Raw genomic sequence first — 24,382 nt, 5'->3', positions numbered from 1 at the left:
CGATACCCGCCCGAGGCTCGCTTAGGGTCGGAGCATGACTCTGCGTGTCCTCGGCATCGATCCCGGCCTGACCCGATGCGGGGTGGGCGTCGTGGACGTCATGCCGGGACGGAAGGCCACGATGGTGGAGTACGGCGTCATCCGCACCGACGCGCACGCGCCTCTCGAACAACGGCTGCTGCTGATCGCTCAGGGCATCGCCGAGGCGATCGAACGCACGTCGCCGACCGCCATGGCCGTCGAACGGGTGTTCGCGCAGCACAACGTCCGGACCGTCATGGGCACGGCCCAGGCGAGCGGCCTGGCGCTGCACGCCGCGGCCGCGAACGGGATTCCCGTCGGACTGCACACCCCGAGCGAGGTCAAAGCCGCCGTGACCGGGTACGGACGCGCCGACAAACTCCAGGTGCAGACGATGGTCGCGCGGATCCTGGGTCTCGACGAGCTGCCCAAACCGGCCGACGCCGCCGACGCCCTGGCACTCGCCATCTGCCACGCCTGGAGACCGGTCGTATCGACCGCCGCGGCGCCGGCCGGTGCATCACCGCGGGGGAGCGCCGCGCTCACCCCGGCGCAGCTCGCCTGGGCTGCTGCGGAGCGGGGCGGGGGTCCACGCGAGGCGGCGGTCCGAGCCCGCGCCGCCCAGAGCCCTAGGCTGGAAGCATGATCTCCTCCCTCCGTGGCACCGTTCTGAGCGCGGTCGGCAACCTCGTGGTGGTCGAGGTCGGCGGGGTCGGCTTCGCGGTCCAGGTGACCCCGGCGCACGCGCTGTCGTTGCGCGTCGGCTCCGAGGCCCTGCTCTCCACCACCCTCATCGTCCGCGAGGACTCGCTGTCCCTGTTCGGCTTCCGGTCCGCCGAGGAGTTGTCGGTCTTCGAACTCCTCGTCAGCGTCACCGGCGTCGGCCCGAAGTCTGCGCTCGGTGTGCTCGAGGCCCTCACTCCGGAGCAGATCGCGACCGCCATCGCCGCCGATGACGACGCGCCGTTCCGGAAGGTCTCCGGCATCGGCCCGAAGACCGCCAAACTCATCACCCTCTCGCTCGCCGGCAAGCTGCGCGTCACCCGCACGGCCCCGGAGGCTCCGGCCACCACGGTCAACGCCGCCGCGGTCGCCGATCAGGTCGTGACGGCCCTCATCGGCCTGGGGTGGCCTGAGAAGACCGCGACCCAGGCGGTCGTCGAGGCCTCTGCCGAGGCGAGCGCCGCCGATCTCTCCGCGGTCCCGTCCCTCATCCGTCTGGCCCTCGGGAGACTCGGTCCGGCGCATGCCGGAGGCCGCACCTCGTGACGGACACCCCCGAAGACCTCACCAACCCGGCATCCGAGTCCGACGCGGAACTGGCGTTCGAAGGCGCACTGCGTCCGCGATCGCTCTCCGAGTTCGTCGGGCAGTCCAAGGCCCGCGGGCAACTGCAGCTGCTCATCACCGCCGCCGGGATGCAGAACCGCACGCCGGACCACATCCTCCTCGCGGGTCCGCCCGGTCTCGGCAAGACGACGCTCGCCATGATCGTCGCGCACGAGACGGGCAAGCCGCTCCGACTGACGAGCGGCCCGGCGATCCAGCACGCCGGAGACCTTGCCGCCGTCCTGTCCTCCCTGACGCCGGGCGAGGTCCTGTTCATCGACGAGATCCACCGCATGGCCCGGCCGGCGGAGGAGATGCTCTACCTCGCGATGGAGGACTTCCGCATCGACATCATGGTCGGCAAGGGTGCCGGTGCGACGAGCATCCCGCTGGAGCTCGCTCCGTTCACGCTCGTCGGCGCCACCACGAGGTCCGGACTCCTGCCGAACCCGCTGCGTGACCGCTTCGGGTTCACCGCGCACCTCGAGTTCTACGACGAGCCGGAACTCCAGCAGGTGCTCCACCGGACGGCGGACATGCTCGGTCTCGACATCGATGCCCGCGCGGTCGAAGAGATCGCCGGTCGGTGTCGGGGAACCCCTCGGATAGCGAACCGGCTGTTGCGTCGGGTCCGCGACTACGCGCTCGTGCATGGCGGCCGTGCCGACCTCGACACGGTCCGGGCAGCCCTCGAGCTCTACGACGTCGACGCCCTCGGCCTCGACCGTCTCGACCGCTCGGTGATGGAGGGCATGTTGGATCGTTTCGCCGGGGGCCCGGTCGGCCTCAGCACCCTGGCGGTCTCCGTGGGTGAGGAACCCGAGACGATCGAGTCCGTCGTGGAGCCGTTCCTCGTCCGGATCGGCCTCATCACGCGGACACCGCGGGGCCGTGTGGCGACGCCGTCGGCCTGGCGCCACTTCGGCAGAACACCTTCCCAGCCCGGCGCCACCCTCGATGGCCTATAATTTCCCTTTGGCGGTGCGTTCCCAACGTCTCCCGCCCTCAATCTCCTCTGGAAGGTTCCCATCGTGGATGCAATGACCCTCGTCCTGTTCGGCCTCGCCGGCGTCATGATCGTGTTCATGATGGTGAGCAACAACAAGCGGAAGAAGCAGGCCGCGGAGACGGAGCAGAAGCTCCTCCCGGGTGCAGAGGTGCTCACCGGCTTCGGCGTGTACGGCACGCTCATCTCCATGGACCGCGACGCCCGGAAGGCCGACGTCGAGATCGCTCCCGGGGTCATCGTCACGATCGACCCGCGCTACGCCGGTGCCGTCGTTCCCTCGGCCGTCTCCGAGACCGTCGAGGACGCTCCCGTCGTCGAGTCGATCCCGGACGACGCCGCAGGCATCGAGACCAAGGCCGAGTACGGTCAGCGCGTCGAGGACTCCTCGAAGCCCCAGAAGAGCGACGACTAGTCCCAATCCCTTCCCGGGCAGGCGCCGTCGTGCGTCTGCTCGCAGAGAAAGCTGAGTTCCGAGTTTGGCAAAGTCGACTCCGGTCAAGAAGGCGTGGCGTTCGCTCACGTGGCTTGGCGTAATCCTCATCGGTTTGTTCGCGATCAACGCGGCCGGAGTCCTCTGGGGGAACAGTTCCTGGGCGCCCAAGCTGGCCCTGGACCTCGAGGGTGGCACGCAGATCATCCTGGCGCCGAAGCTCGAGTCCGGCCAGACGGTCTCGAACGAGCAGCTCAACCAGGCGGTGGCCATCATCCGGCAGCGTGTGGACGCGTCCGGTGTCTCCGAAGCCGAGATCACCACGCAGGGCCAGAACGTCGTCGTCGCCATCCCCGGCACGCCCGACGAGGCGACGCTGCAGCGCATCCAGTCCTCGGCGAAGCTCGAGTTCCGGCCGGTCCTGACGTCGCAGCAGTTGACGCCCGGCCAGCCGTCGAACACCTTCATCGGAGAGGACGGCGCTTCGACGCCGTACCCGACACCCGACCCCGGTCTCGAGAGCACCCCGACGGCCGCCCCCACCGACGCGAGCGACCTCTCCCAGGTCACGCCGGCGCTGTACGCCCAGTTCCAGGCGTATGACTGCGCCGCCGAGGCCGATTCGCTCGACGCCACGGCAGCACCTGCAGCGGAACCGCTCGTCACCTGCGACGTCGACGGCACGTTCAAGTACGTCCTCGGTCCCGTCGAGGTGTCCGGTCAGGACCTCTCGGACGCGAGCGCCGGCATCAAGACCACGCAGAACGGCGCCAGCACCGGCGAGTGGGCCGTCTACCCCGTCTTCAACGAGCAGGGCACGAAGCTCTTCGCCGACGTCACCGGTCGACTCACCGCGCTGCAGAGCCCACAGAACCAGTTCGCGATCGTGCTCGACGGCAACGTCATCTCCGCACCGCAGTCCCTCGCGGTCATCTCCGACGGCAAGCCGGAGATCAGCGGGTCGTTCACCGAGGAGTCCGCGAAGACCCTCGCCGACCAGCTCAAGTTCGGCGCGTTGCCCATCAGCTTCGTGGTCCAGAGCCAGGACACCATCTCGGCGACCCTCGGGTCCACGCAGCTCGAGAGCGGATTGATCGCCGGGCTCATCGGACTCATCCTCGTCGTGATCTACACCCTGTTCCAATACCGGTTGCTGGGTACCGTCACGATCGCCTCGCTCGTCGCCGCCGCGGTCCTGACGTACATCGTGATCCTGCTGATGTCCTGGCGACAGGGCTTCCGACTGTCGCTCGCCGGCATAGCGGGGTTGATCGTGGCCATCGGGTTCACGGCCGACTCGTTCATCGTCTACTTCGAGCGCATCAAGGACGAGCTCCGCGACGGACGCGGGCTGGAGTCCGCCGTCGAGGCCGGATGGAAGCGTGCGAAGCGCACCATCTATGCGGCGAAGGGCGTCAACCTCCTGTCGGCGGTCGTGCTCTACGTCCTCGCCATCGGCAACGTCCGTGGGTTCGCATTGACCCTCGGCGTGACGACCATCATCGACGTCATCGTCGTGCTGCTCTTCACGCACCCGATGATGCAGCTCCTCGGGCAGACGAAGCTGTTCAACAGCGGCAAGCCGTTCACGGGCCTCGACCCGTCCGCGCTCGGGGCGATCTACCGCGGCCGTGCCGAGTTCCGCAAGCCCGCTGGCGTCCCCGGCGCCAAGTCGGCATCCAGCAGCCGTGAGGCGGCGAAGCGGCAGACGATCGCCGAGCGGAAGCAGGCCGCGCTCGTCGGCGGCGGTTCAGAGACCAGATCAGACGATCTGCCGACCGATGGGAAGGACTCCTGATGGGTGCGTTCGCACGGTTCGGAAACGAGCTCTACACCGGCAAGCGCTCCTACGACTTCGTCGGTAAGCGCAAGATCTGGTACACGATCGCCATCATCGCGGTCGTCGCCTCCATCCTGATCCCCGTCGTCAAGGGCGGCTTCAACTTCGGCATCGAGTTCCGCGGTGGGTCGCAGTTCCAGATCGCGGACGTCAAGAGCACCGATCAGACCCTCGCGGAAGACGCGGTCTCCTCCGTCGTCGCCGGCGCGACGACCCACGTGACCGTCGTGGGTGGAGACGCCGTCCGCGTCCAGACCGACCAGCTCGAGAACGACAAGGTGACCCAGCAGGTGGCTGCGGCACTGGCCGACGCCTACGGGGTCGAGCAGTCCGACATCACCAGCTCGTTCATCGGTCCTTCCTGGGGCCAAGACGTCTCCAAGCAGGCGATCGTCGGACTGATCGTCTTCCTGGTGCTCGCGGCGATCCTCATGGCGCTGTACTTCCGCACCTGGAAGATGTCGGCGGCTGCACTGCTGTCCCTCATGCACGACCTCGTGATCACCGCGGGTGTGTATGCCGCGACCGGGTGGGAGATCACCCCGGCGGCGATGATCGGGTTCCTCACCATCCTCGGCTTCTCGCTCTACGACACCGTGGTGGTGTTCGACAAGATCCGTGAGAACACGACGCTCGACGCCGATGGCGCTGCGCGCACGTTCGGGGAGTCGGTGAACCTCGCGGTGAACCAGACCCTCGTCCGCTCGATCAACACGGGTGTCGTGGCTGCCCTTCCGGTCGCCGCAATCCTCTTCTTCGGTGCCTTCGTGCTCGGAGCGGACACCCTGCGCGACATCTCCCTCGCCCTGCTCGTCGGTATCCTGGTGGGCACGTACTCGACGATCTTCGTCGCCGCGCCGCTCTACGCGAACTTCCGGCACAACGAGCCTCGCATCGCCAAGCACGACAAGCGCGTGCTGCAGGCGCGCGAGCGGGCCCAGGGATCGGATGCCGCCGACGGCGAACGCACGGAAGCCGACGCGCCGCTGGCGCGTTGACCTGAGAGCGACGAACAACCGCGTGCACGGACGCAGGGAGGCCTGAGATGGCGGACACCACGACTTCCTCGACGGCCTCCCTGCGCCGTCTCGTCCCTCGGATCTTCTCGAAGGCGCAGCCTGCGGGAGCCGTCGACACGCTGATGCGGACGGTGCGTCAGCACCACCCGAAGGCGGACCTCGCGCTCATCGAGCGCGCGTACACGGTCGCTGAGCGGGCCCACTCGGGGCAGAAGCGACAGAGTGGCGAGCCGTACATCACCCACCCGGTCGCCGTCTCCCAGATCCTGGCCGATCTCGGTATCGGCCCGAAGACCATCGTCGCCGCACTCCTGCACGACACGGTCGAAGACACCGAGTACTCGCTCGACCAGTTGCACGCGGACTTCGGCGACGAGGTCGCGATGCTCGTCGACGGGGTGACGAAGCTCGACAAGGTCAAGTACGGCGACAGCGCGCAGGCCGAGACGGTCCGGAAGATGATCGTCGCGATGTCGAAGGACATCCGGGTCCTGATCATCAAGCTCGCGGACCGTCTGCACAATGCGCGCACCTGGGGCTTCGTCCCGGCCGAGAAGGCTGCGAAGAAGGCCACCGAGACGCTCGAGATCTACGCGCCGCTCGCCCACCGGCTCGGTATCCAGGCGATCAAGTGGGAGCTCGAGGACCTCTCGTTCGCCGTGCTGTACCCCAAGCTGTACGCCGAGATCGAGTCCCTCGTGAAGCAGCGGACGCCGCAGCGCGAGGAGTACGTGCAGCACGTCATCGACGCGGTGAACGAAGACCTCAAGGCACAGAAGATCCGCGGCAAGGTGGCCGGTCGACCCAAGCAGTACTACTCGATCTACCAGAAGATGGTGGTCCGGGGCCGCGAGTTCGACGACATCTACGACCTCGTCGGCATCCGGGTGCTCGTCAACTCGCTGCGCGACTGTTACGCGGTCCTCGGCTCGATCCACGCGCGCTGGACGCCCGTCCCCGGTCGCTTCAAGGACTACATCGCGACGCCGAAGTTCAACCTGTACCAGTCGCTGCACACCACCGTCGTCGGCCCCGGTGGCAAGCCGGTGGAGATCCAGATCCGGACGAACGAGATGCACCAGCGTGCCGAGTTCGGTGTCGCGGCGCACTGGAAGTACAAGGAGCGGATGAACAGCGGGAAGACCGCCACCTCCGCTGAACCGGACAACTCGATGGCCTGGCTCGCGCACATCTCGGACTGGCAGGCCGAGACCGCCGACCCGGGGGAGTTCCTCGACTCGTTGCGCTTCGAGATCGGCGCGAAAGAGGTCTACGTCTTCACCCCGAAGGGCCGCGTCGTCGGGCTGCCCGCCGGCGCCACCCCGGTCGACTTCGCGTACGCGGTCCATACGGAAGTCGGCCACCGCACGATGGGTGCCCGGGTCAACGGTCGCCTCGTGCCGCTCGAGAGCTCGTTGAACACGGGTGACGTCGTCGAGGTGTTCACCTCCAAGAACCCCGACTCCGGTCCGAGCCAGGACTGGTTGAACTTCGTCAAGAGCCCCAGGGCGCGCAACAAGATCCGTCAGTGGTTCACGAAGGAACGCCGGGACGAGGCGATCGAACAGGGTCGTGACGCCATCGCGCGCGCCATGCGGAAGCAGAACCTGCCCCTGCAGAAGCTCATGAACCAGGACTCCTTCGCGGAGGTCGCGGCGCAGTTGCGCTACGAGGACGTCACCGCGCTCTACGCCGCCGTCGGCGAGGGCCACGTGTCGACACAGTCGGTGCTCGAGAAGGTCGTCGCGCTGCTGCAGAAGGACGCGGACAGCGAGCACGCGGAGTACACCGTGCCGGTCCGCGGCAGCCGACGAGAGCGGCTGCAGAACAGCGACTCCGGCGTCCTGGTGCTCGGTGCCCCCGACATCCTCGTCAAGCTCGCCAAGTGCTGCACTCCGGTGCCGGGGGACGAAATCGTCGGGTTCGTCACCCGGGGGTCCGGCGTCTCCGTCCATCGGGGCGACTGTCACAACGTGCAGAGCCTCCTGCAAGAGCCGGAGCGCATGATCGACGTCGAGTGGGCGCCGTCGTCGAAGAGCGTGTTCCTCGTGCAGATCCAGGTCGAGGCCTTGGACCGCGCCGGCCTGCTGTCGGACGTCACCCGGGTGCTGTCCGAGTACCACGTGAACATCCTCTCCGCGACGGTCAACACCTCGAGCGACCGTCTGGCGATCAGTCGTTTCGTGTTCGAGATGGGTGACACCACCCACCTCGACCGCGTCCTCAACGCCGTCCGGCGCATCGACACCGTCTACGACGTCTACCGCGTCAACGGCGGCTGAGCGGGAGCGACCACGAGGCGAGTTCTCCGGCGCTCGGTTCGAGACCGGGGAGCATCACCTCGGTCGCGCCCGACACGACGCGGAGGATCCGCGAGCCACCGAGGACCCGCGGGACCGAGCGGACCCAGGCGACGACCTCCTCAGGGCTGGTCAGACCCAGCAGGAAGTAGTTGCGGATCGTGGCCAATGCCGGTTCGGCGTCCGCGCCGGTCCGCCGAGCCAGGTCGGCCACCGTGCGGGTGGGAGTCGTGACCCGCAGCGGGCCGCACGGCTCGCTGTCGTCCGGTCGCAAGGACACCTGGCGGAGCTGTACCCGGGCCACCCGTCGACTCCGGCGATCCGGCGTCACGAACCCGGTGTGGACGCGGGGTGCGACCAGGGCCGCACCATGGAGCCAGGCAGCACTCGTCTCGGCGATGGTCGCACCGTCCAGACCCGACAACCGTGTCAGGACCGCGGCACGCAGCCGGACCGTGTCCGGTTCGTCGACACTGCAGTAGCCGTCTTCGAAGGCGAAGACCTCGCCGTCCAAGCGGGCGGCGGCGAACTCGGCGACCGAGAGCTCCGGCGGCTGCAGGTAGACCGCCAGGCGACCGGAGCGCACCCCCTTCGTCGAACTGGTGGGGGTTCGGCCGGGGGAGCGCGTGGGAAGTGCCGTGGACATACGACGATCCTCCTGCAGGAGTGCTCCTGCAGGAGGATCGTGGGATGCATCTGTGGAGAACGCGGCCGGCGGGCGGCGCGTGGAGCGTGTTCGCTCAGCGGATCGCGCCGAGCCATGCCTTCCGTGCGTCGAGGGCTTCGATGGCCGCCGTGAGCCGGTCCGCGTCGCCGGAGGCACGAGCAGCCTCCACCTCGTCCTCGAGCTTGGCGATGGCATCGGCGAGCTGGCTCGCGAGCCCCTCGGTGCGCGCCTTCGTCTCCGGGTTGTTCCGCTTCCAGTGCTCGTCCTCGAGCTGCTTCACGTGCGACTCGACCTTGCGGAGTCGGTCTTCGACGACCCGCACCTGCTCGCGAGGGACCTTGCCGATCTCGTCCCAACGACGCTGGATGTCGGTGAGCGCCTTACGGGCGGAATCGCGGTTCGTGTTCGACAGGATCGGTTCGGCTTCGGCGAGCAGCGCGAGCTTCAGATCGAGGTTGCCCTGGAACTCCTCGTTGTCGCGTGCGTCGATCTCGGCCTTGGCACCGTAGATCGCGTCGCCGGCGGCCTTGAACTTGGCCCAGAGCGCGTCGTCCTGACGCTTCCCGGCACGGGGGGACTGCTTCCACTCGTCGAGCAGACTGCGGTAGGCCGGGATGCCGTCAGCACCCTTCGCGATGAGTTCCTCGGCGCGCTCGACCAGCTTCTGCTTGATCGCGCGGGCCTCCTTGTGCACCGAGTCGAGCTCGGTGTAGAACGCACGTCGGTGCTGCTCGATCGCCGCGCGGGCGGTCCTGAACCGCTTCCACAGGTCGTTCGCGTCGTTCTTCGGGAGCCGTGGGCCGTCGTGCTGCTGGCGCTGCCACTCCGCGAACAGTTCGTCGAGTCGGCTGGAGGTCTGCTTCCACTGCACCCGCGCGGGATCCTGCTGCGCGAGCTGTTCGGCCTCCTCGACGATGGCGAGGCGAGCTCGGACCGCCTCGTCGAGCGCCGCCTTGCTCTCCTGGCTCTGGGCCTCGGTGAGCTCGGTCACCGTGCCGTCGAGGGCAGCGAGGCGGGTCAGGAGGGCCTGCAGGTTGCCGACCGCGTTGGCCGATTCCACCTGCTTGGTGATCGACTTGACCGCCTTCGCGACGTCGGCTGCCGGGGCACCGCGCTTGGCGCGCTGTTCGAGCAGCGTCACCTGCCCGGCGAGATCGGTGAACTTCCGTTCGAAGTAGGCGAGCGCCTCCTCCTTGGAACCGTCAGGATACTGGCCGACCACTCGCTCGCCGTCCGCCTCACGGACGTAGACGGTACCGTCGTCGTCGACACGGCCCCACGGTTCGATCTCTGGACTGGTCACGCGCATCACCCTTGCTGTGTGTTGACCGCCGTTGATGGCGATCGTGATCGATCCACAAGCCTATTACCCCGAGCCGAGCTCGGGGAGACCGCTTGCGCCGGTCGGTTCCGTCTGGTGCAGGTTACTGCACCGGCTACTGCACCGTCACCGAGGTGATCGTGGCCGGCACCGCGGGCTTGCCGTCGCCGCTGCCGTCAGCGACACCACCGGACACGACGCCGGAGACGAGCTGGTCCAGACCGCTCGTGATCTGCCCGAGGACGGTGTACCCGCCTGCGGCGTCCGACGGAATGGTCGAGTCCTGGTAGACGAGGAAGAACTGCGAGCCGTTGCTGTACCCGTTCCCGCCCTGCCGGGCCATCGCGATGGTGCCGGCCGGGTAGACGTCGTCCGTCGGGGCGTTCTCGACCGGGCCGTAGCTGTACCCGGGTCCACCGGTGCCGGTGCCGTCCGGGTCGCCGCACTGGAGGACGAAGATCCCGCTCGTCGTGAGGCGGTGGCAGGTCACCCCGTCGTAGAAGCCGGACTGCGCGAGGGAGATGAAGGACGACACGCCCTGCGGTGCGCAGGCACCGTCGAGGGTGAGGTTCATGACGACGTCGTTGATCGTCATCTCGCCGGTCCAGTCCCGATCCTCGGCGACCGTAGTCGCGGGCACCGTTCCGGTGTTCGCTCCGTCGGTCGCGCCGGTCACGCCGCACGCTCCCGCCTCGGCGGACGCGGTCGGCGTAGCCACCGGAGCCCCCGGGCCACCGGCGAAGAAGAAGACCTGTGCGGCGGTGGCGCCGGCCAGCACGAGGACGAGCGCCGCAGCCGCGATGACGTTGTCCCGCACGCGCCGCTTCGAGCGGTGCTCGTGCACGGTGCGACGGGCGTTGTAGGCACGCAGCCGTGCGCGTGCTGCGCGTGCCTCTTTGTCCGGACCCTTGCTCGTTGCCACGTCGTTCCCTCCAGGTGCCGTCGCGGTGAGCGGCGGCATCGCGCTGTCGTCTGGCGTCCCGCCTGCGGCGGGCTGCCCAGGAGAACCTTACGGGGACCGCTCCGCGCGGACCAAACGACGCTTCGTGGAACCGTGTCCGAGGCTGCGGCTAGCCTGGAGGAATGTTCAGTCGAGGACCCGGCATCGCCGGCGCACCGGTCCCACTCGCCGTGCGCATGCGCCCTCGCAGCCTCGAGGAGGTCGCCGGTCAACAGCATCTGCTGCGCCCCGGTTCACCGCTCGTCCGTCTGGCGAGCGACCGCGAGGGGACGCAGGCGGCCGTGTCGGTCATCCTCTGGGGCCCGCCGGGCACCGGCAAGACGACCCTGGCGCAGGCGATCGCCCACAGCTCCGGCCGACGCTTCGTCGAGCTCTCAGCGGTGACCGCCGGCGTGAAGGACGTCCGTCAGGTCATGGAGGAGGCGATGTCGAGCCGCGACCTCTACGGCAGTTCGACCGTCCTCTTCCTCGACGAGATCCACCGCTTCACCAAGGCGCAACAGGACGCCCTGCTCCCGGGAGTGGAGAACGGCTGGGTCATCCTCGTGGCCGCCACGACCGAGAACCCGTCGTTCTCGGTCATCTCCCCACTGCTGTCCCGTTCGCTCCTACTCACGCTCGAGCAGCTCAGCGACGACGACCTGGGCATCCTCATCGATCGCGCCGTCACCGATCCACGTGGCCTCGCCGGTCGCTTCACGGTCACCCCTGAAGCACGGGCCGCGATCATCCAGCTCTCCTCCGGCGACGCCCGCCGAGCGCTCACCGCGTTGGAGGCGGCGGCCATCGCCGCCGACTCCGACCTCGGTGCCGCGATCGACCCCGACGAGCTCGACCTCGACGACGTGGGTCTCCTGGACGTCGGCGACGATGAAGACGAAGACGACGACGAGAAGGCTTCGGATGCAGGTGACGCAGCACCACGCGGTCCCGTCATCACCGACGAACTCGTGTCCCAGGCGGTCGACCGCGCCCTGCTGCGATACGACCGGAACGGCGACGAGCACTACGACGTCATCAGCGCGTTCATCAAGAGCATCAGGGGTTCGGACGTCGACGCCGCGCTGCATTACCTGGCTCGCATGATCGAGGCCGGGGAGGACCCGCGCTTCATCGCCCGCCGGATCATCATCTCGGCGGCCGAGGACATCGGCATCGCCGACCCGCAGGCGCTGCCGATCGCGGTCGCGGCGGCCGACGCCGTCCAGTTCATCGGCATGCCGGAAGGCAGGATCCCGCTCGCCGAAGCCGTGGTGTACCTGGCCACGGCGGCGAAGTCGAACGCGGCGTACGTCGCGATCGACCGGGCCATCGCCGACGTCCGCGCCGGAGCGTTCGGTCGCGTGCCCAAGCCCATGCGTGACGCCCACTACGCGGGCGCCAAGCGTCTCGGACACGGCAAGGGCTACCGCTACCCGCACGACCACCCGATCGGTGTCGTCGCCCAGCAGTACCTCCCCGACGAGCTCACCGAGGTGCGCTACTACGAGCCCACCGACCACGGTCACGAGCGCGACATCTCGGCGCGGTTGGACAAGCTCCGCAAGATCGTCCGAGGCGAGTGAGCCACCCGCGTCGCCGTCCGTGTCCAGAGGGCACCTCGTGCTAGTATTGATCCGCCTAGAACCGGTGTGACTGCGCGGCTGCTCGATCACCGTGTTCGACGGGCGTGTTCTGTAGCCGAACAGCCCCGGCGGACCCCTCTGACTTTGTCCGGTGTGATTCCGGATCACCGGCGCGTTCTCGCGTCGGTCATTCATCGTTCGAGACTTCATTGAAAGGAAACCGTGTCTACCAAGTCACGTACCCGCAGCAAGACCCGCCTCTCGCGGGCCCTCGGCATCGCCCTCACCCCGAAGGCTGCCAAGTACCTCGAGAAGCGTCCCTACGCTCCCGGTGAGCACGGCCGCACCAAGCGCAAGGCCGACAGCGACTACGCGGTCCGTCTGCGCGAGAAGCAGCGTCTGCGCGCCCAGTACGGCATCCGCGAGGCCCAGCTCAAGATCGCCTTCCAGGAGGCGCGTCGCACGCAGGGCCTGACCGGTGAGAACCTCGTCGAGATCCTCGAGACGCGTCTCGACGCGCTCGTCCTCCGCGCCGGTTTCGCCCGCACCACGGCCCAGGCCCGCCAGATGGTCGTGCACCGTCACATCATGGTCGACGGCCAGCTCGTCGACCGCCCGTCGTTCCGTGTGAAGCCGGGTCAGCTCATCCACGTCAAGCCGCGCTCCGAGGGCACCGAGCCCTTCCAGGTCGCTGCAGCCGGCGGCCACGTCGACGTCCTTCCGAAGGTGCCGTCGTACCTCTCGGTCGAGCTCGACAAGCTCCAGGCACGGCTCGAGCGTCGCCCCAAGCGCGCCGAGATCCCCGTGACCTGCGAGGTCCAGCTCGTCGTCGAGTACTACGCAGCCCGCTAGGACTGCTGCCCGGTCCCGGGCGAACCACGAAGAGGCATCGGCTCCGGCCGGTGCCTCTTCGTCGTTCACCGACGCCATCCGGTTCCAGGGCTCGACTACGATGGTTGCTTGGCACGCCCGAGCACACCCGGGCGATCGCACCGCAGATGAGGAGTCCCCATGAAGAACGTGTTCTGGCTGATCGTCGGTATCGGCGCCGGCTTCGTCGTCGCCCATGAGATCAACAAGACACAGTCCGGCAAGCGGTTCTTCTCCGAGCTCGACTCCCGCATCAGGGAGTTCACCGACACCGTCGGCGACGCCTACAAGGAGCGCGAGGCGCAGTTGCGCGACTCGGCGGAGACCGTCGTCTCCCGCGTCGAGGACGCCGCCGAAGGCCTCACCAAGCCGTGACGGGCCGCCCACCCGGGCGCCGCCGCTACACGAACATCGACACGCACACCCCCTGACGTACGGACACCATGGACACCGCTGACATCCGCTCCCGCTGGCTCACTTTCTTCGGCGATCGGGGGCACACCGTCGTCCCCTCCGCCTCCCTCGTCAGCGACGACCCGTCGTTGCTCTTCACGGTCGCTGGCATGGTGCCCTTCGTGCCGTACCTCACCGGGGTCGTCCCCGCCCCGTTCGATCGTGCGACGAGCGTCCAGAAGTGCATCAGGACCAATGACATCGAAGAGGTCGGCAAGACCCCGCGTCACGGCACCTTCTTCCAGATGAACGGGAACTTCTCCTTCGGCGACTATTTCAAGGAGGGGGCGATCACCTACGCCTGGGAACTCCTGACCGGCAGTGAGTCGAGCGGCGGCCTCGCCTTCGACGAGAAGGACCTCTGGGTCACCGTCTACAAGGACGACGACGAGGCGATCGACCTGTGGAAGCGGGTCGCCGGCCTGCCGGAGCACCGGATCCAGCGTCTCGACAAGGACACCAACTACTGGTCGACCGGCCAGCCCGGTCCCGCCGGGCCCTGCTCGGAGATCTTCTTCGACCGAGGCCCGAAGTACGGCATCGACGGCGGTCCCGCGACGGACGACGACCGCTACGTCGAGATCTGGAACCTCGTCTTCATGCAGTACCTGATCGAGAACGTGCGCGGCAAGGTCGACTTCGACATCGTCGGTGAGCTCCCGAAGAAGAACATCGACACCGGGATGGGTCTCGAGCGCGTCGCCTTCCTCAAGCAGGGCGTCGAGAACATGTACGAGATCGACCAGGTTCGGCCCGTGCTCGACCGCGCGGCGGAGTTGAGCGGCCGTCGGTACGGCGCGGATCACGACGACGACGTCCGCATGCGCGTCATCGCCGACCACGTGCGGTCCTCACTCATGCTCATGAGCGACGGGATCACCCCGTCGAACGAGGGCCGTGGGTACATCCTGCGTCGTCTGATGCGCCGGACCGTCCGTGCCATGCGCCTCCTCGGTGTCGACACGGCCACCTTCCCCGAGCTCTTCTCCGCCTCTCGCGACGCCATGAAGGCGGCCTACCCCGAGGTGGAGACCGACTTCGGCCGGATCTCGCAGAGCGCCTACGCCGAAGAGGAGACCTTCCTCCGCACGCTGGCCAGCGGTACGACCATCCTCGACCTCGCCCTCGAGAAGACCAAGGAATCCGGTCGGCAGGCACTCGCCGGGGATTCGGCCTTCCTCCTGCACGACACCTACGGGTTCCCCATCGACCTGACGCTCGAGATCGCGGAGGAGGCGGGCCTCTCCGTCGACCGCGGCGCGTTCGACTCCCTCATGACGGCACAGCGCCAGCGGGCGAAGGCCGATGCGAAGGCGAAGAAGAGCGTCCTCGCCGACCTCTCCGTGTACAGCGACATCCGCGCCAAGGGCGAGACGGTGTTCACCGGGTACACCGAGCTCGAGACGGAGAGCCGCATCCTCGGGATCATCGTCGACGGACACCCCGTCCAGCGTGCGGTCGCCGGAGACATCGCCGAGGTGATCCTCGCGGAGACCTCCCTCTACGCCGAGTCCGGCGGTCAGGAGGCCGACCAGGGCGTGATCGTCGGTCCCGGGTTCGAGCTCGAGGTCCTCGACGTCCAGAAGCCGGTCAAGGGCCTCATCGCGCACAAGGTGCAGGTGAGCCAGGGCGAGGTCGGTCTCGACGCCCCGGCGACCACGGTCGTCGACGCGAGCTACCGGCGGGGGGCCCAGCAGGCGCACTCGGGGACGCACATCATCCACGCCGCACTCCGGCAGGTCCTCGGTTCCAGCGCACACCAGTCCGGCTCGTCGAACAAGGCAGGCTACCTGCGGCTCGACTTCACCTGGAACCAGCCGCTCTCTCCGGCGACGAAGACGGAGATCGAGGAGATCTCGAACAACGCGATCCGCGACAACCTCCAGGTGTCCACTCGCGAGATGGCGTTGGACGACGCCAAGGCGCTCGGTGCCATGGCGCTCTTCGGTGAGAAGTACGGCGAGACGGTCCGGGTCGTCGACATCGGTGGCCCCTGGTCTCGCGAACTGTGCGCGGGGACGCACGTCGACTCCAGCGCCGAGATCGGGCTCATCAGCTTGATCAGCGAGTCCTCGGTCGGTTCGACGAACCGCCGTGTCGAGTCCCTCGTCGGGCTGGAGGCCTTCCGCGACCTCACGGCTGAGCGGGCGCTCGTCTCCCAGCTCTCCGGCAGCTTGAAGACCCCGAAGGAGCAGCTGCCCGAGCGCATCTCCGAGCTCGTGGCGAGCCTCAAGGCCGCCGAGAAGAAGATCGCGGCCTTCGAAGCCCGCGGCTTGAGCGAACGCCTCCCGGCGCTCGTGCAGACCGCGCACCAGGTCGGATCGGTGTCGCTCGTGGCCGAGCACCTCGGCGAGCTCGGTTCGCCGAACGACGTCCGCACGCTGGTCACGCAGCTGCGGGAACGCCTCGGTGCCGCGCCGGCGGTCGTCGCGCTCGGCGCCGTCGTCGCCGGGAAGCCGGCCATCGTCGTGGCGACCAACCAGGGCGCTCGCGATGCGGGCCTCAAGGCGGGCGCGCTCGTGCGGGTCGCCGCCGGCGTGCTCGGTGGCAACGGTGGCGGCAAGGACGATATGGCGCAGGGTGGCGGCGTCGACGCCTCCGCGCTGGGCGACGCGCTCGCGGCCGTCGCCCGTGAGATCGGCTGACGTGGAGACGTTCCGCCGGGGCGTACGCCTCGGCGTCGACGTCGGGAAGGCGCGGGTCGGGGTCGCGCGGAGCGACCCCGACGGCCTGCTCGCCACGCCGGTGGAGACGGTGCAGCGCGACCTCGGAGGCGACGCCGACATCAGGGCGATCGCGGCGATCGCGACGGACCTCGGCGTCGTCGAGCTGGTCGTCGGACTCCCCATCGCGTTGTCCGGCAAGGACACCGCGTCGACGCAGGACGCCAGGGAGTTCGCGGCGAGGCTGGTGGCGCTGACGGGTGTCCCAGGCCGACTGGTCGACGAGCGGTTGACGACGGTGACCGCGCACAGCGCCTTGCGCTCGGCTGGGAAACGACAGAAGCAGACGCGTTCGATTGTCGATCAAGTGGCGGCCGTCATACTCTTGCAGTACGCCCTCGACGCCGAACGCGGTTCGGGGCGTCCCCCCGGAACCCCCGTCGACCCGTGAACAGGACGTGCCTGTGTCGAATCTGACACCTCAGAACAGCCCAGAAGACGACCCGCTGGCGGACCTCTTCACGTCCGAGCGGAACGCCGCGGGCTCCGAGCAGCCGGTACCGATGTCCCGTCGGGAGGCCCGCCAGCGACGCGAAGCAGCAGCCGCCGCATCGACGCCGGCCGACCAGGGCGACCCCGCGGATGCTGCGGACCGTGAGACCGCGCAGGCATCCGGCGAAGCGACCCCGAGCGCCACCGCGTCGGAAGCAGCCCCCTCGGACCCGTCCGCACCGGTTCCGACCACCCCGCTCGGCCCGCTACCGTCCAAGCCGTCCGACGCCTCGCCGGCCATCCCTGAATCGCCCGAGCCGAGCGCACCCACCACGGTGCCGGTCCATCCCGAGTCGTCCGAGGCCAGTTCGCTCGCCGAAGAGCCGTCGCCGAAGCCGGCCAGGACGACGACCATCCCGGCGTTCGAGGACCTGCTCCTCGAGGACGACTCCGCCGACGACGCCGGCGCGCAGCCGATCCACCGCGGCCGACGCCGCGCTTTGGCGGGCGGCGAGCCACCGAAGCGGCGCCGCGGTCGTCGTGGACTCATCGCCCTCATCGTGTCGATCGTCGTCGTCGGCGGTCTCGTGGCCTGTGCCGCGGTCGTCTGGACGAGCTACGAGCCGCAGATCCGGAAGGTGCTCGGTTGGGAGGAGCCCAACGACTTCGAGGGCGCCGGGAGCGGCGAGGTCGTCGTGATGATCAACGAGGGCGACATCGGCGAGGACATCGCGACGAACCTGCACGACGCCGGCGTCACGAAGTCGTTCGACGCGTTCTACGACCTCCTCCTCGCGCAGCCGACCCAGCCGGAGTTCTTCCCCGGCGCGTACAAGCTGAAGCTCAAGATGAGTGCCGATTCCGCCCTCGCGGCGTTGACGGACGAGGCGAACCGCATGGAGGACACCTTCGTGATCCCCGAGGGCACGGCCGAGCAGGACGCCCTGCCGTCGATCGCCGAGGGTACCGGCATCCCGCTGGAGGAGCTGCAGGCCGCGGCCGCGGACGTCGCGTCGTTCGGTCTGCCCGCCGAGGCGACCTCCCTCGAGGGCTTCCTCTTCCCGGCCACGTACAGTCTCCCGGACGGCGGCGACGCGCACGCGGTCCTGCAGACGCTCGTGAACCGCTCGTTCCAGGCGCTCGACGATGCCGGCGTGAAGCCGGAGGACCGCTGGAAGACCATCGTCCTCGCTTCGCTCATCCAGAAGGAGGCCGGCCTTCGCGACGACTACTACAAGGTCTCGCGCGTCTTCCTCAACCGTCTCGACCCGTCCCAGTGGGAAAGCGGCCTCTTGCAGTCCGACGCGACGGTGGCCTACGGCACGGGGAACACGCACCGCGTCTCGACCACGGACGCCGAGCGCGAGGACGCCTCGAACCCGTACAACACCTACGTCCACCCGGGGATGGTCGTGCGTCCGATCTCCAACCCGGGGGACCTGGCGATCGACGCGGCGTTGCACCCGGCGGACGGGCCCTGGCTCTACTTCGTCACCTGGAACCTCGATTCCGGCGAGACCATCTTCTCCACCACCCAGGAGGAGCACGAGGCGGCGGTCGCCAAGTGGTTGTCTTGGATGGACGAACACCCCGAGTACCAGTAGCGGCCGTGCAGGACACCATGCGTGGGACGGAAGCGGTTGACGGGCGCGACGACCGATCGCACCTCGCCGTGCTCGGGTCTCCCATCGAGCACTCCAAGTCACCGGCGCTGCATGCAGCCGCCTACCGGGTGCTGGACCTCGACTGGAGCTACGGTCGGCACGAACTCGACGCCGCGCGACTCGAAGGCTTCCTCGCGGACCTCGGGCCGGCCTGGCGCGGCCTCTCCCTGACCATGCCGTTGAAGCATCGAGCGCTCGAACTCGTCGACCACGCCGACCGTGCGGCTCACGAGACCGGAGCCGTCAACACCCTTCGCATCGGGTACACCGAGAACGGCTCACGTCGGGTGGAGGGATTCAACACCGACGTCGGCGGGATCGTGCGTGCGATCGGTGCGGCGGGTGTCGACACCGTCACCGCCGCGGTCGTGCTCGGCGGGGGAGCGACGGCGTCCTCCGCGGTCATGGCGGTGGCAGAGCTCGGCGCCCAGGAGGTGCACGTGGCACTTCGCACGCCGGCGCAGGCGCAGCCGCTCCAGACGCTGGCCGAGCACCTGGGGCTGCGATTCGGTTCGGGACCGATCGACGGTCGGATGCCTGACGCACCACTCGTCATCAGCACGCTCCCTGGCGGTGCGCTCACCGAGCCGGGTCCGGTCCTGACGCTCGCGCCCGGCGGGCTCCTGCTCGACGTCGCGTACGATCCCTGGCCGAGCGCCCTCGCGACGGCCTGGTCGGCGGCCGGAGGTTCCGTGCTCAGCGGGTTGTCGATGCTCGTCCATCAGGCGCTGCTGCAGGTGCGGATCTTCGTGGACGGCGACCCCTCGGTCCCGCTCGACGACGAACCGGCGGTCCTCAGCGCGATGCTCGCAGCCGTCGACCTGGACGCGGCGGGGACACCGGTCGACGGATCTCATCCTCCGAGATGACCGAACGGGCCACCATCGGCCGGCGTCCAGTCCGCCGCGCACTGGTGGGTCCCAGCACTGTGGAAGGATAGGACCCATGCTTCGTTGGCTCACTGCCGGAGAGTCTCACGGCCCGGAACTCATCGCCGTCCTCGAGGGACTCCCGTCCGGCGTCCCCGTGTCCATGGACGGCATCCGTGCCGACCTCGCCCGCCGCAAGCTCGGGTACGGCCGCGGCTCCCGCATGAAGTTCGAGGCGGACGAGCTGCACCTCTCGGGTGGCGTCCGTCACGGCTTCTCGATGGGCAGCCCGGTCGCGATCCGCGTCGGCAACACCGAGTGGCCGAAGTGGGAAGAGGTGATGAGCCCCGAGCCGACCGAGGTCTCCGAGAAGTCCCGCGGTCGCAGCGCGGCGCTCACCCGTCCCCGCCCCGGCCACGCCGATCTCACCGGCATGCAGAAGTACGGTTTCGACGAGGCCCGCCCCGTCCTCGAGCGCGCGAGCGCACGGGAGACCGCCGCCCGTGTCGCCCTCGGTGCCGTCGCACGATCCTTCCTCGCCGAGCTCGGGATCACGCTCGTCAGCCACACCCTGTCGATCGGCCCCGTCCGCGTTCCGGAAGACGCCCGGCTGCCGCTCCCGTCCGACGTCGACGCACTCGACGCCGATCCGCTGCGCTGCTTCGACGCCGCCACGTCCGAGCGGATGGTCGCCGAGGTCGACGCGGCCAAGAAGGACGGCGACACCCTCGGTGGCATCGTCGAGGTCCTGGCCTACGGCCTCCCACCGGGGCTCGGCTCGTACGTCCACTGGGATCGACGACTCGACGCCCGGCTCGCCGCCGCGCTCATGGGCATCCAGGCCATCAAGGGCGTCGAGGTCGGCGACGGCTTCCTCACCACGACACGCCGTGGCTCGGCAGCGCACGACGAACTGGTCCAGGAGGCCGACGGCATCGCCCGTCAGAGCGATCGCGCCGGTGGCACCGAGGGCGGCATGACGACGGGCACGGTCCTCCGCGTCCGCGCCGGCATGAAGCCCATCGCGACGGTCCCGCGGTCGCTCCGGACGGTCGACGTCGCGACGAGCGAGGCCGCGACCGCCCACCACCAGCGGTCCGACGTCTGTGCGGTGCCCGCCTCGGGCGTCGTGGCCGAGGCCATGGTCGCCCTCGTACTCGCCGAGGCGGTGCTGGAGAAGTTCGGCGGCGACTCGGTCACCGAGACGAAGCGCAACCTCGACGGATACCTCGCGGCGATCCCGTCGAACCTGCGCACGCGAGGCGACCACGCCTCCGGCGCCGATGCCTGACCAGGCCGACGGGCTGCGGCTCCCGGTCGTCCTCATCGGGCCGATGGGCTCGGGGAAGAGCCGAGTCGGCAAACAGCTCGCGAAACGCCTCGGGCTCCCGTTCATCGACACCGACCACGTCGTCTCCGGCGAACACGGTCCGATCGCGCGGATCTTCGAGCAGCATGGTGAAGCCCGCTTCCGCGCCCTCGAGCGCGAGGCGGTCGCGGCGGCACTCGGACAGCCGGCGATCGTGTCACTCGGCGGCGGAGCAGTGCTCGACGAGCACACGCAGCACGAACTCACCGATGCGCGGGTCGTGCTGCTGACCGTGACCGAGCAGGCCGTGCTGGCTCGGGCCAACCTCGACAAGCGTCCGCTCCTGCGCGACGATCCCGGTGCCTGGTCCCGTATCGCCGAAGCCCGACGCCCCCTCTACGAACGACTCGCGGATGTCACCTTCGACACCTCGCACCGACCCATCTCAGGCATCGTCGACGAGCTCGTCGCCTGGGTGAAGGAGCCTGCATGAGCACCGAACCGACCACCTCGTCCGAGCGGACCGTCATCGACGTCACGGGCTCCGCACCGTACTCGATCACGATCGGCCGCGGGCTCGAGGACACGATCGTCGACGCGCTCGGCACGGGCGTGCAGCGCGTCCTCGTCGTGCACCCGTCGACACTGGGGGAGAAGGCCTCGAAGCTGCGCGAGTCGCTCAGCGACCGGTACCAGGTGCTCCTCGCCGAGGTGCCCGACGCCGAAGCCGGCAAGCGGGTCGAGGTCGCGGCGTTCTGTTGGGGCGTGCTCGGCCAGGCCGATTTCACGAGGTCTGACGCGGTCATCGGCTTCGGAGGCGGCGCCGTCACCGACCTCGCCGGCTTCGTGGCGGCCACCTGGCTGCGCGGCGTGCGACTCGTGCAGCTCCCGACGACGGTCCTCGGCATGGTCGATGCGGCCGTCGGCGGGAAGACCGGCATCAACACGGCCGAGGGCAAGAACCTCGTCGGCGCGTTCTACGCACCCGCAGCCGTGGTCGCGGACCTCGACACCCTCGACACGCTGCCGAAGAACGAGATCCTCGCCGGCTTCGCGGAGGTCGCGAAGGCCGGGTTCATCCGTTATCCCGAGATCCTCGACCTCATCGAGGCGGACGTCGACGCGGCCACGGATCCGACGACCCCGGCCTTCCGCCGGTGCATCGAGCTGGCCATCCGGATGAAGGCCGATGTCGTCAGCGAGGACTTCACCGAGCAGGGACTCCGCGAGATCCTGAACTACGGCCACACGCTGGGTCATGCGATCGAGCACGCCGAGCGCTACCAGTGGCGGCACGGCGCCGCCGTCGCGATCGGCATGATGTACGTCGCGGAGCTGTCCCGCCTCGCGGGTCGGTTGTCGGACGAGGTCGTCGACCGCCACCGCCGCGTCCTGGAGCTGCTGAGCCTGCCGATCTCCTATCCCGTCGGTCGCTGGAACACCCTCCTCGCCACCATGCAGCGCGACAAGAAGACCCGTGGATCGATGTTGCGGTTCATCGTGCTCGACGACCTGGCCAAGCCGACGGTCCTGCAGGGTCCCGAGACCTCGCTGCTGTTCGCCGCCTACCAGGAGATCGGCTCCTGATCGACGCCCACGCGCGCCCCGAGCGCTCGTCCGGAACGGATACCCTCGACAACATGACCACCGTGCTCGTCCTCAACGGACCGAACCTCGGACGCCTCGGCAGCCGCGAACCCGACGTCTACGGCTCGGCCGACCTCGACGCGCTGCGCACCCTGCTCGAGGGGGAGGCGCACTCCGGCACGCGGATCGACCTGCGCCAGACGGACGACGAGGGCGAACTCATCGGCTGGCTCCACGAGGCCGTTGATGCACGGACACCCGTGATCCTGAATCCGGCGGCGTTCACGCATTACAGCTACGGCCTCCGGGATGCCGCGGCCATGGTCACCAAAGCGGGTCTCATCCTCGTCGAGGTGCACCTGTCGAATCCGCACGCCCGGGAGGCCTTCCGGCACACGAGTGTCATCTCGGCGGTCGCGACCGGGGTGATCGCCGGATTCGGTTTCGACTCCTACCGTCTGGCCCTCGACCTCGTGGCGCGGCGCAGCGCCGCCTGACGACCGACACGACCCGGAACGCCACGGCCGCGTTGGTCAGCGGTCCTCCCAGCGGTTACACTCGTTCGTTGGGTCGTATCCGGCCGCACACTTTCCACGAACGGACATTCTCGCGCATGGCTTCTACCGCTGACATCAAGAACGGCATCGTCCTGAACATCGACGGGCAGCTCTGGACGGTGATCGAGTTCCAGCACGTCAAGCCGGGCAAGGGTGGCGCGTTCGTCCGCACCAAGATGAAGAACATCATGACCGGCAAGGTCGTCGACAAGACGTACAACGCGGGCACGAAGATCGACGTCGAGAACGTCGACCGCCGTGACTTCACGTACCTGTACGCGGACGGCGACTCCTTCGTGTTCATGGACAAGAGCGACTACGACCAGATCACGATCCCCGCCGTCGTCGTCGGCGACACCAAGAACTTCCTCCTGGAGAACCAGGACGTCACGGTCGCCCTCAACAACGGTAACCCGCTGTACGTCGAGCTCCCCGCGTCGGTCATCCTCGAGGTCACCTACACGGAGCCCGGTCTCCAGGGCGACCGCTCGACCGGTGGCACGAAGCCGGCGACCGTCGAGACCGGCTACGAGATCCAGGTCCCGCTGTTCCTCGAGACCGGCACCAAGGTCAAGGTCGACACCCGCACGGGTGACTACCTCGGTCGCGTAAACGAGTGAGCGCTCGGACCAAGGCGCGGAAGCGCGCCCTCGATCTCCTGTACCAGGCCGACGTCCGTCAGCAGACCCTCGCCGAGGTCCTCTCGGCTGAGGCGGCACGTGCGGTCAGCGAACCCGACCGCCAGGCCTCCTGGCTGTACGCCCGTGAGATCGTCGACGGCGTCGGCGACCACGCCGAGGAGATCGACGAGCAGATCGAGACCTACGCCCAGGGCTGGACCCTCGCGCGGATGCCGACGGTCGACCGCGCCATCCTCCGGATCGCCATCTGGGAGATCCTGTTCAACGACGAGGTGCCGCACGGCGTCGCCATCGACGAGGCGGTCGAGGCGGCCAAGACGCTGTCGACCGACGACTCGGCGGGGTTCATCAACGGGCTCCTCGGCAAGATCTCGCAGATCAACCCGCGATGACCATGGGCGATGAGAGCGGCACGGCTCTCCCGCTGAAGCGCGTGCACCACATCGCGATCATCGCGAGCGACTACGAGCGGTCGAAGCGCTTCTACACCTCGGTGCTCGGCTGCGAGCTGATCACCGAGGTGTACCGCGCGGAGCGTGACTCCTGGATGGGCGATCTCGCCCTGAACGGCGAATACCTCATCGAGCTGTTCTCCTTCCCGGATCCGCCGGCGCGCGCGTCAGGGCCGGAAGCGCTCGGTCTGCGGCACCTCGCGTTCGCGGTCGACGACGTCGACGCCGGCCACGCCCGTCTGGTCGAGCTGGGTGTCCGCGTCGAAGACGTCCGGATCGATCCGCACACCTCCCGGAAGATGCTGTTCTTCTTCGATCCCGACGGTCTCCCCTTGGAGCTCTACGAGGCCTGATCCGGCTGCT

General features: G+C 68.6%; 24 protein-coding genes. 21 read left to right on the top strand and 3 right to left on the bottom strand.

The genetic code is table 11. The annotated features are described in order from the left end of the window. Positions 1-34: 34 nt before the first annotated feature. From ruvC to QRN27_RS17170, 7 genes are all read left to right on the top strand, one after another. The gene (gene ruvC / locus QRN27_RS17200) at positions 35-667 is read left to right on the top strand and encodes a crossover junction endodeoxyribonuclease RuvC (RefSeq protein WP_285043264.1); all 633 of its coding nucleotides are present in this window, start codon (positions 35-37) and stop codon (positions 665-667) included. After that, the gene (ruvA, locus tag QRN27_RS17195; protein WP_056005833.1) at positions 664-1,290 is read left to right on the top strand and encodes a Holliday junction branch migration protein RuvA; all 627 of its coding nucleotides are present in this window, start codon (positions 664-666) and stop codon (positions 1,288-1,290) included. The genes ruvC and ruvA overlap by 4 nt, the downstream gene beginning before the upstream one ends. Further along, positions 1,287-2,318 carry a Holliday junction branch migration DNA helicase RuvB gene (gene ruvB / locus QRN27_RS17190; RefSeq protein ID WP_056005830.1) on the top strand — a complete coding sequence of 344 codons (1,032 nt, stop codon included), beginning with the start codon at positions 1,287-1,289 and terminating at the stop codon, positions 2,316-2,318. The genes ruvA and ruvB overlap by 4 nt, the downstream gene beginning before the upstream one ends. Before the next feature lie 72 nt (positions 2,319-2,390). Further along, a complete protein-coding gene (locus QRN27_RS17185; protein WP_285043273.1) occupies positions 2,391-2,771 on the top strand; it encodes a preprotein translocase subunit YajC in 381 nt (126 codons plus the stop codon). A 64-nt stretch (positions 2,772-2,835) separates the two neighbouring features. Beyond that, positions 2,836-4,587, top strand: a complete 1,752-nt coding sequence (gene secD / locus QRN27_RS17180) for a protein translocase subunit SecD (protein ID WP_285043263.1) — start codon at positions 2,836-2,838, stop codon at positions 4,585-4,587. After that, positions 4,587-5,627 carry a protein translocase subunit SecF gene (gene secF / locus QRN27_RS17175; protein WP_194670003.1) on the top strand — a complete coding sequence of 347 codons (1,041 nt, stop codon included), beginning with the start codon at positions 4,587-4,589 and terminating at the stop codon, positions 5,625-5,627. The genes secD and secF overlap by 1 nt, the downstream gene beginning before the upstream one ends. A 47-nt stretch (positions 5,628-5,674) precedes the next feature. Continuing rightward, the gene (locus tag QRN27_RS17170) at positions 5,675-7,930 is read left to right on the top strand and encodes a RelA/SpoT family protein (RefSeq protein WP_056005819.1); all 2,256 of its coding nucleotides are present in this window, start codon (positions 5,675-5,677) and stop codon (positions 7,928-7,930) included. On the opposite strand, the gene QRN27_RS17165 is transcribed toward QRN27_RS17170, so the two are convergent. The 3 genes from QRN27_RS17165 to QRN27_RS17155 all read right to left on the bottom strand — a co-directional run bounded on the left by QRN27_RS17165 (position 7,917) and on the right by QRN27_RS17155 (position 10,858). Beyond that, positions 7,917-8,594: a hypothetical protein gene (locus tag QRN27_RS17165; RefSeq protein ID WP_285043262.1), complete on the bottom strand. Its 678-nt coding sequence runs from the start codon at positions 8,592-8,594 to the stop codon at positions 7,917-7,919. The genes QRN27_RS17170 and QRN27_RS17165 overlap by 14 nt on opposite strands. A gap of 94 nt (positions 8,595-8,688) precedes the next feature. Further along, on the bottom strand, positions 8,689-9,918 hold the full coding sequence (locus QRN27_RS17160; RefSeq protein WP_502929542.1) for a DUF349 domain-containing protein: 1,230 nt from the start codon (positions 9,916-9,918) through the stop codon (positions 8,689-8,691). Between the two features lie 133 nt (positions 9,919-10,051). Continuing rightward, entirely contained in the window at positions 10,052-10,858 is an 807-nt protein-coding gene (locus tag QRN27_RS17155; RefSeq protein ID WP_285043260.1) for a peptidylprolyl isomerase, read from the bottom strand. Positions 10,859-11,019: 161 nt separating this feature from the next. Between QRN27_RS17155 and QRN27_RS17150 the strand changes: the two genes are divergently transcribed. The 14 genes from QRN27_RS17150 (at position 11,020) to QRN27_RS17085 (ending at position 24,372) form a co-directional block, all read left to right on the top strand. Further along, entirely contained in the window at positions 11,020-12,462 is a 1,443-nt protein-coding gene (locus tag QRN27_RS17150; protein WP_285043259.1) for a replication-associated recombination protein A, read from the top strand. A 222-nt stretch (positions 12,463-12,684) separates the two neighbouring features. Then, positions 12,685-13,314, top strand: coding sequence for a 30S ribosomal protein S4 (gene rpsD, locus QRN27_RS17145; protein WP_056005806.1), 630 nt, complete (start codon positions 12,685-12,687; stop codon positions 13,312-13,314). Between the two features lie 159 nt (positions 13,315-13,473). Next, on the top strand, positions 13,474-13,707 hold the full coding sequence (locus QRN27_RS17140) for a hypothetical protein (protein WP_056005804.1): 234 nt from the start codon (positions 13,474-13,476) through the stop codon (positions 13,705-13,707). 68 nt (positions 13,708-13,775) lie between these two features. Then, positions 13,776-16,430, top strand: a complete 2,655-nt coding sequence (gene alaS / locus QRN27_RS17135; RefSeq protein ID WP_285043258.1) for an alanine--tRNA ligase — start codon at positions 13,776-13,778, stop codon at positions 16,428-16,430. 1 nt (position 16,431) lies between these two features. Further along, positions 16,432-16,899, top strand: a complete 468-nt coding sequence (ruvX, locus tag QRN27_RS17130) for a Holliday junction resolvase RuvX (RefSeq protein WP_285043257.1) — start codon at positions 16,432-16,434, stop codon at positions 16,897-16,899. Positions 16,900-16,912: 13 nt separating this feature from the next. After that, a complete protein-coding gene (gene mltG, locus QRN27_RS17125; RefSeq protein WP_285043256.1) occupies positions 16,913-18,544 on the top strand; it encodes an endolytic transglycosylase MltG in 1,632 nt (543 codons plus the stop codon). 17 nt (positions 18,545-18,561) lie between these two features. Further along, positions 18,562-19,473, top strand: coding sequence for a shikimate dehydrogenase (locus tag QRN27_RS17120; protein WP_285043255.1), 912 nt, complete (start codon positions 18,562-18,564; stop codon positions 19,471-19,473). 76 nt (positions 19,474-19,549) lie between these two features. Continuing rightward, entirely contained in the window at positions 19,550-20,764 is a 1,215-nt protein-coding gene (gene aroC, locus QRN27_RS17115; RefSeq protein WP_285043254.1) for a chorismate synthase, read from the top strand. After that, a complete protein-coding gene (locus tag QRN27_RS17110; protein ID WP_285043253.1) occupies positions 20,757-21,275 on the top strand; it encodes a shikimate kinase in 519 nt (172 codons plus the stop codon). The genes aroC and QRN27_RS17110 overlap by 8 nt, the downstream gene beginning before the upstream one ends. Continuing rightward, entirely contained in the window at positions 21,272-22,369 is a 1,098-nt protein-coding gene (gene aroB / locus QRN27_RS17105; RefSeq protein ID WP_285043252.1) for a 3-dehydroquinate synthase, read from the top strand. The genes QRN27_RS17110 and aroB overlap by 4 nt, the downstream gene beginning before the upstream one ends. Before the next feature lie 53 nt (positions 22,370-22,422). Continuing rightward, the gene (locus QRN27_RS17100; protein ID WP_285043251.1) at positions 22,423-22,866 is read left to right on the top strand and encodes a type II 3-dehydroquinate dehydratase; all 444 of its coding nucleotides are present in this window, start codon (positions 22,423-22,425) and stop codon (positions 22,864-22,866) included. 116 nt (positions 22,867-22,982) lie between these two features. Beyond that, a complete protein-coding gene (gene efp / locus QRN27_RS17095; RefSeq protein ID WP_056005785.1) occupies positions 22,983-23,546 on the top strand; it encodes an elongation factor P in 564 nt (187 codons plus the stop codon). Continuing rightward, complete coding sequence (nusB, locus tag QRN27_RS17090; protein WP_056005782.1) at positions 23,543-23,959, top strand: transcription antitermination factor NusB; 417 nt, start codon at positions 23,543-23,545, stop codon at positions 23,957-23,959. The genes efp and nusB overlap by 4 nt, the downstream gene beginning before the upstream one ends. Beyond that, entirely contained in the window at positions 23,956-24,372 is a 417-nt protein-coding gene (locus QRN27_RS17085) for a VOC family protein (protein ID WP_285043250.1), read from the top strand. Before nusB ends, QRN27_RS17085 begins: the two co-directional genes overlap by 4 nt. The last annotated feature ends 10 nt before the right edge of the window (positions 24,373-24,382 follow it).

This window comes from Plantibacter sp. LMC-P-059a, assembly GCF_030209505.1.
In the GTDB taxonomy this organism is placed as follows: domain Bacteria; phylum Actinomycetota; class Actinomycetes; order Actinomycetales; family Microbacteriaceae; genus Plantibacter.
This window is presented reverse-complemented; position numbering and strand designations above follow the sequence as displayed.

Bases quoted from the DNA above. Each gene is read 5' to 3' on its own strand.
- ruvC (WP_285043264.1), top strand. From the start codon at position 35: ATGACTCTGCGTGTCCTCGGCATCGATCCCGGCCTGACCCGATGCGGG.
- ruvA (WP_056005833.1), top strand. From the start codon at position 664: ATGATCTCCTCCCTCCGTGGCACCGTTCTGAGCGCGGTCGGCAACCTC.
- QRN27_RS17185 (WP_285043273.1), top strand. From the start codon at position 2,391: ATGACCCTCGTCCTGTTCGGCCTCGCCGGCGTCATGATCGTGTTCATG.
- secF (WP_194670003.1), top strand. From the start codon at position 4,587: ATGGGTGCGTTCGCACGGTTCGGAAACGAGCTCTACACCGGCAAGCGC.
- QRN27_RS17170 (WP_056005819.1), top strand. From the start codon at position 5,675: ATGGCGGACACCACGACTTCCTCGACGGCCTCCCTGCGCCGTCTCGTC.
- QRN27_RS17165 (WP_285043262.1), bottom strand. From the start codon at position 8,594: ATGTCCACGGCACTTCCCACGCGCTCCCCCGGCCGAACCCCCACCAGT.
- QRN27_RS17150 (WP_285043259.1), top strand. From the start codon at position 11,020: ATGTTCAGTCGAGGACCCGGCATCGCCGGCGCACCGGTCCCACTCGCC.
- QRN27_RS17140 (WP_056005804.1), top strand. From the start codon at position 13,474: ATGAAGAACGTGTTCTGGCTGATCGTCGGTATCGGCGCCGGCTTCGTC.
- alaS (WP_285043258.1), top strand. From the start codon at position 13,776: ATGGACACCGCTGACATCCGCTCCCGCTGGCTCACTTTCTTCGGCGAT.
- QRN27_RS17120 (WP_285043255.1), top strand. From the start codon at position 18,562: ATGCGTGGGACGGAAGCGGTTGACGGGCGCGACGACCGATCGCACCTC.
- aroC (WP_285043254.1), top strand. From the start codon at position 19,550: ATGCTTCGTTGGCTCACTGCCGGAGAGTCTCACGGCCCGGAACTCATC.
- QRN27_RS17110 (WP_285043253.1), top strand. From the start codon at position 20,757: ATGCCTGACCAGGCCGACGGGCTGCGGCTCCCGGTCGTCCTCATCGGG.
- aroB (WP_285043252.1), top strand. From the start codon at position 21,272: ATGAGCACCGAACCGACCACCTCGTCCGAGCGGACCGTCATCGACGTC.
- QRN27_RS17100 (WP_285043251.1), top strand. From the start codon at position 22,423: ATGACCACCGTGCTCGTCCTCAACGGACCGAACCTCGGACGCCTCGGC.
- efp (WP_056005785.1), top strand. From the start codon at position 22,983: ATGGCTTCTACCGCTGACATCAAGAACGGCATCGTCCTGAACATCGAC.
- QRN27_RS17085 (WP_285043250.1), top strand. From the start codon at position 23,956: ATGACCATGGGCGATGAGAGCGGCACGGCTCTCCCGCTGAAGCGCGTG.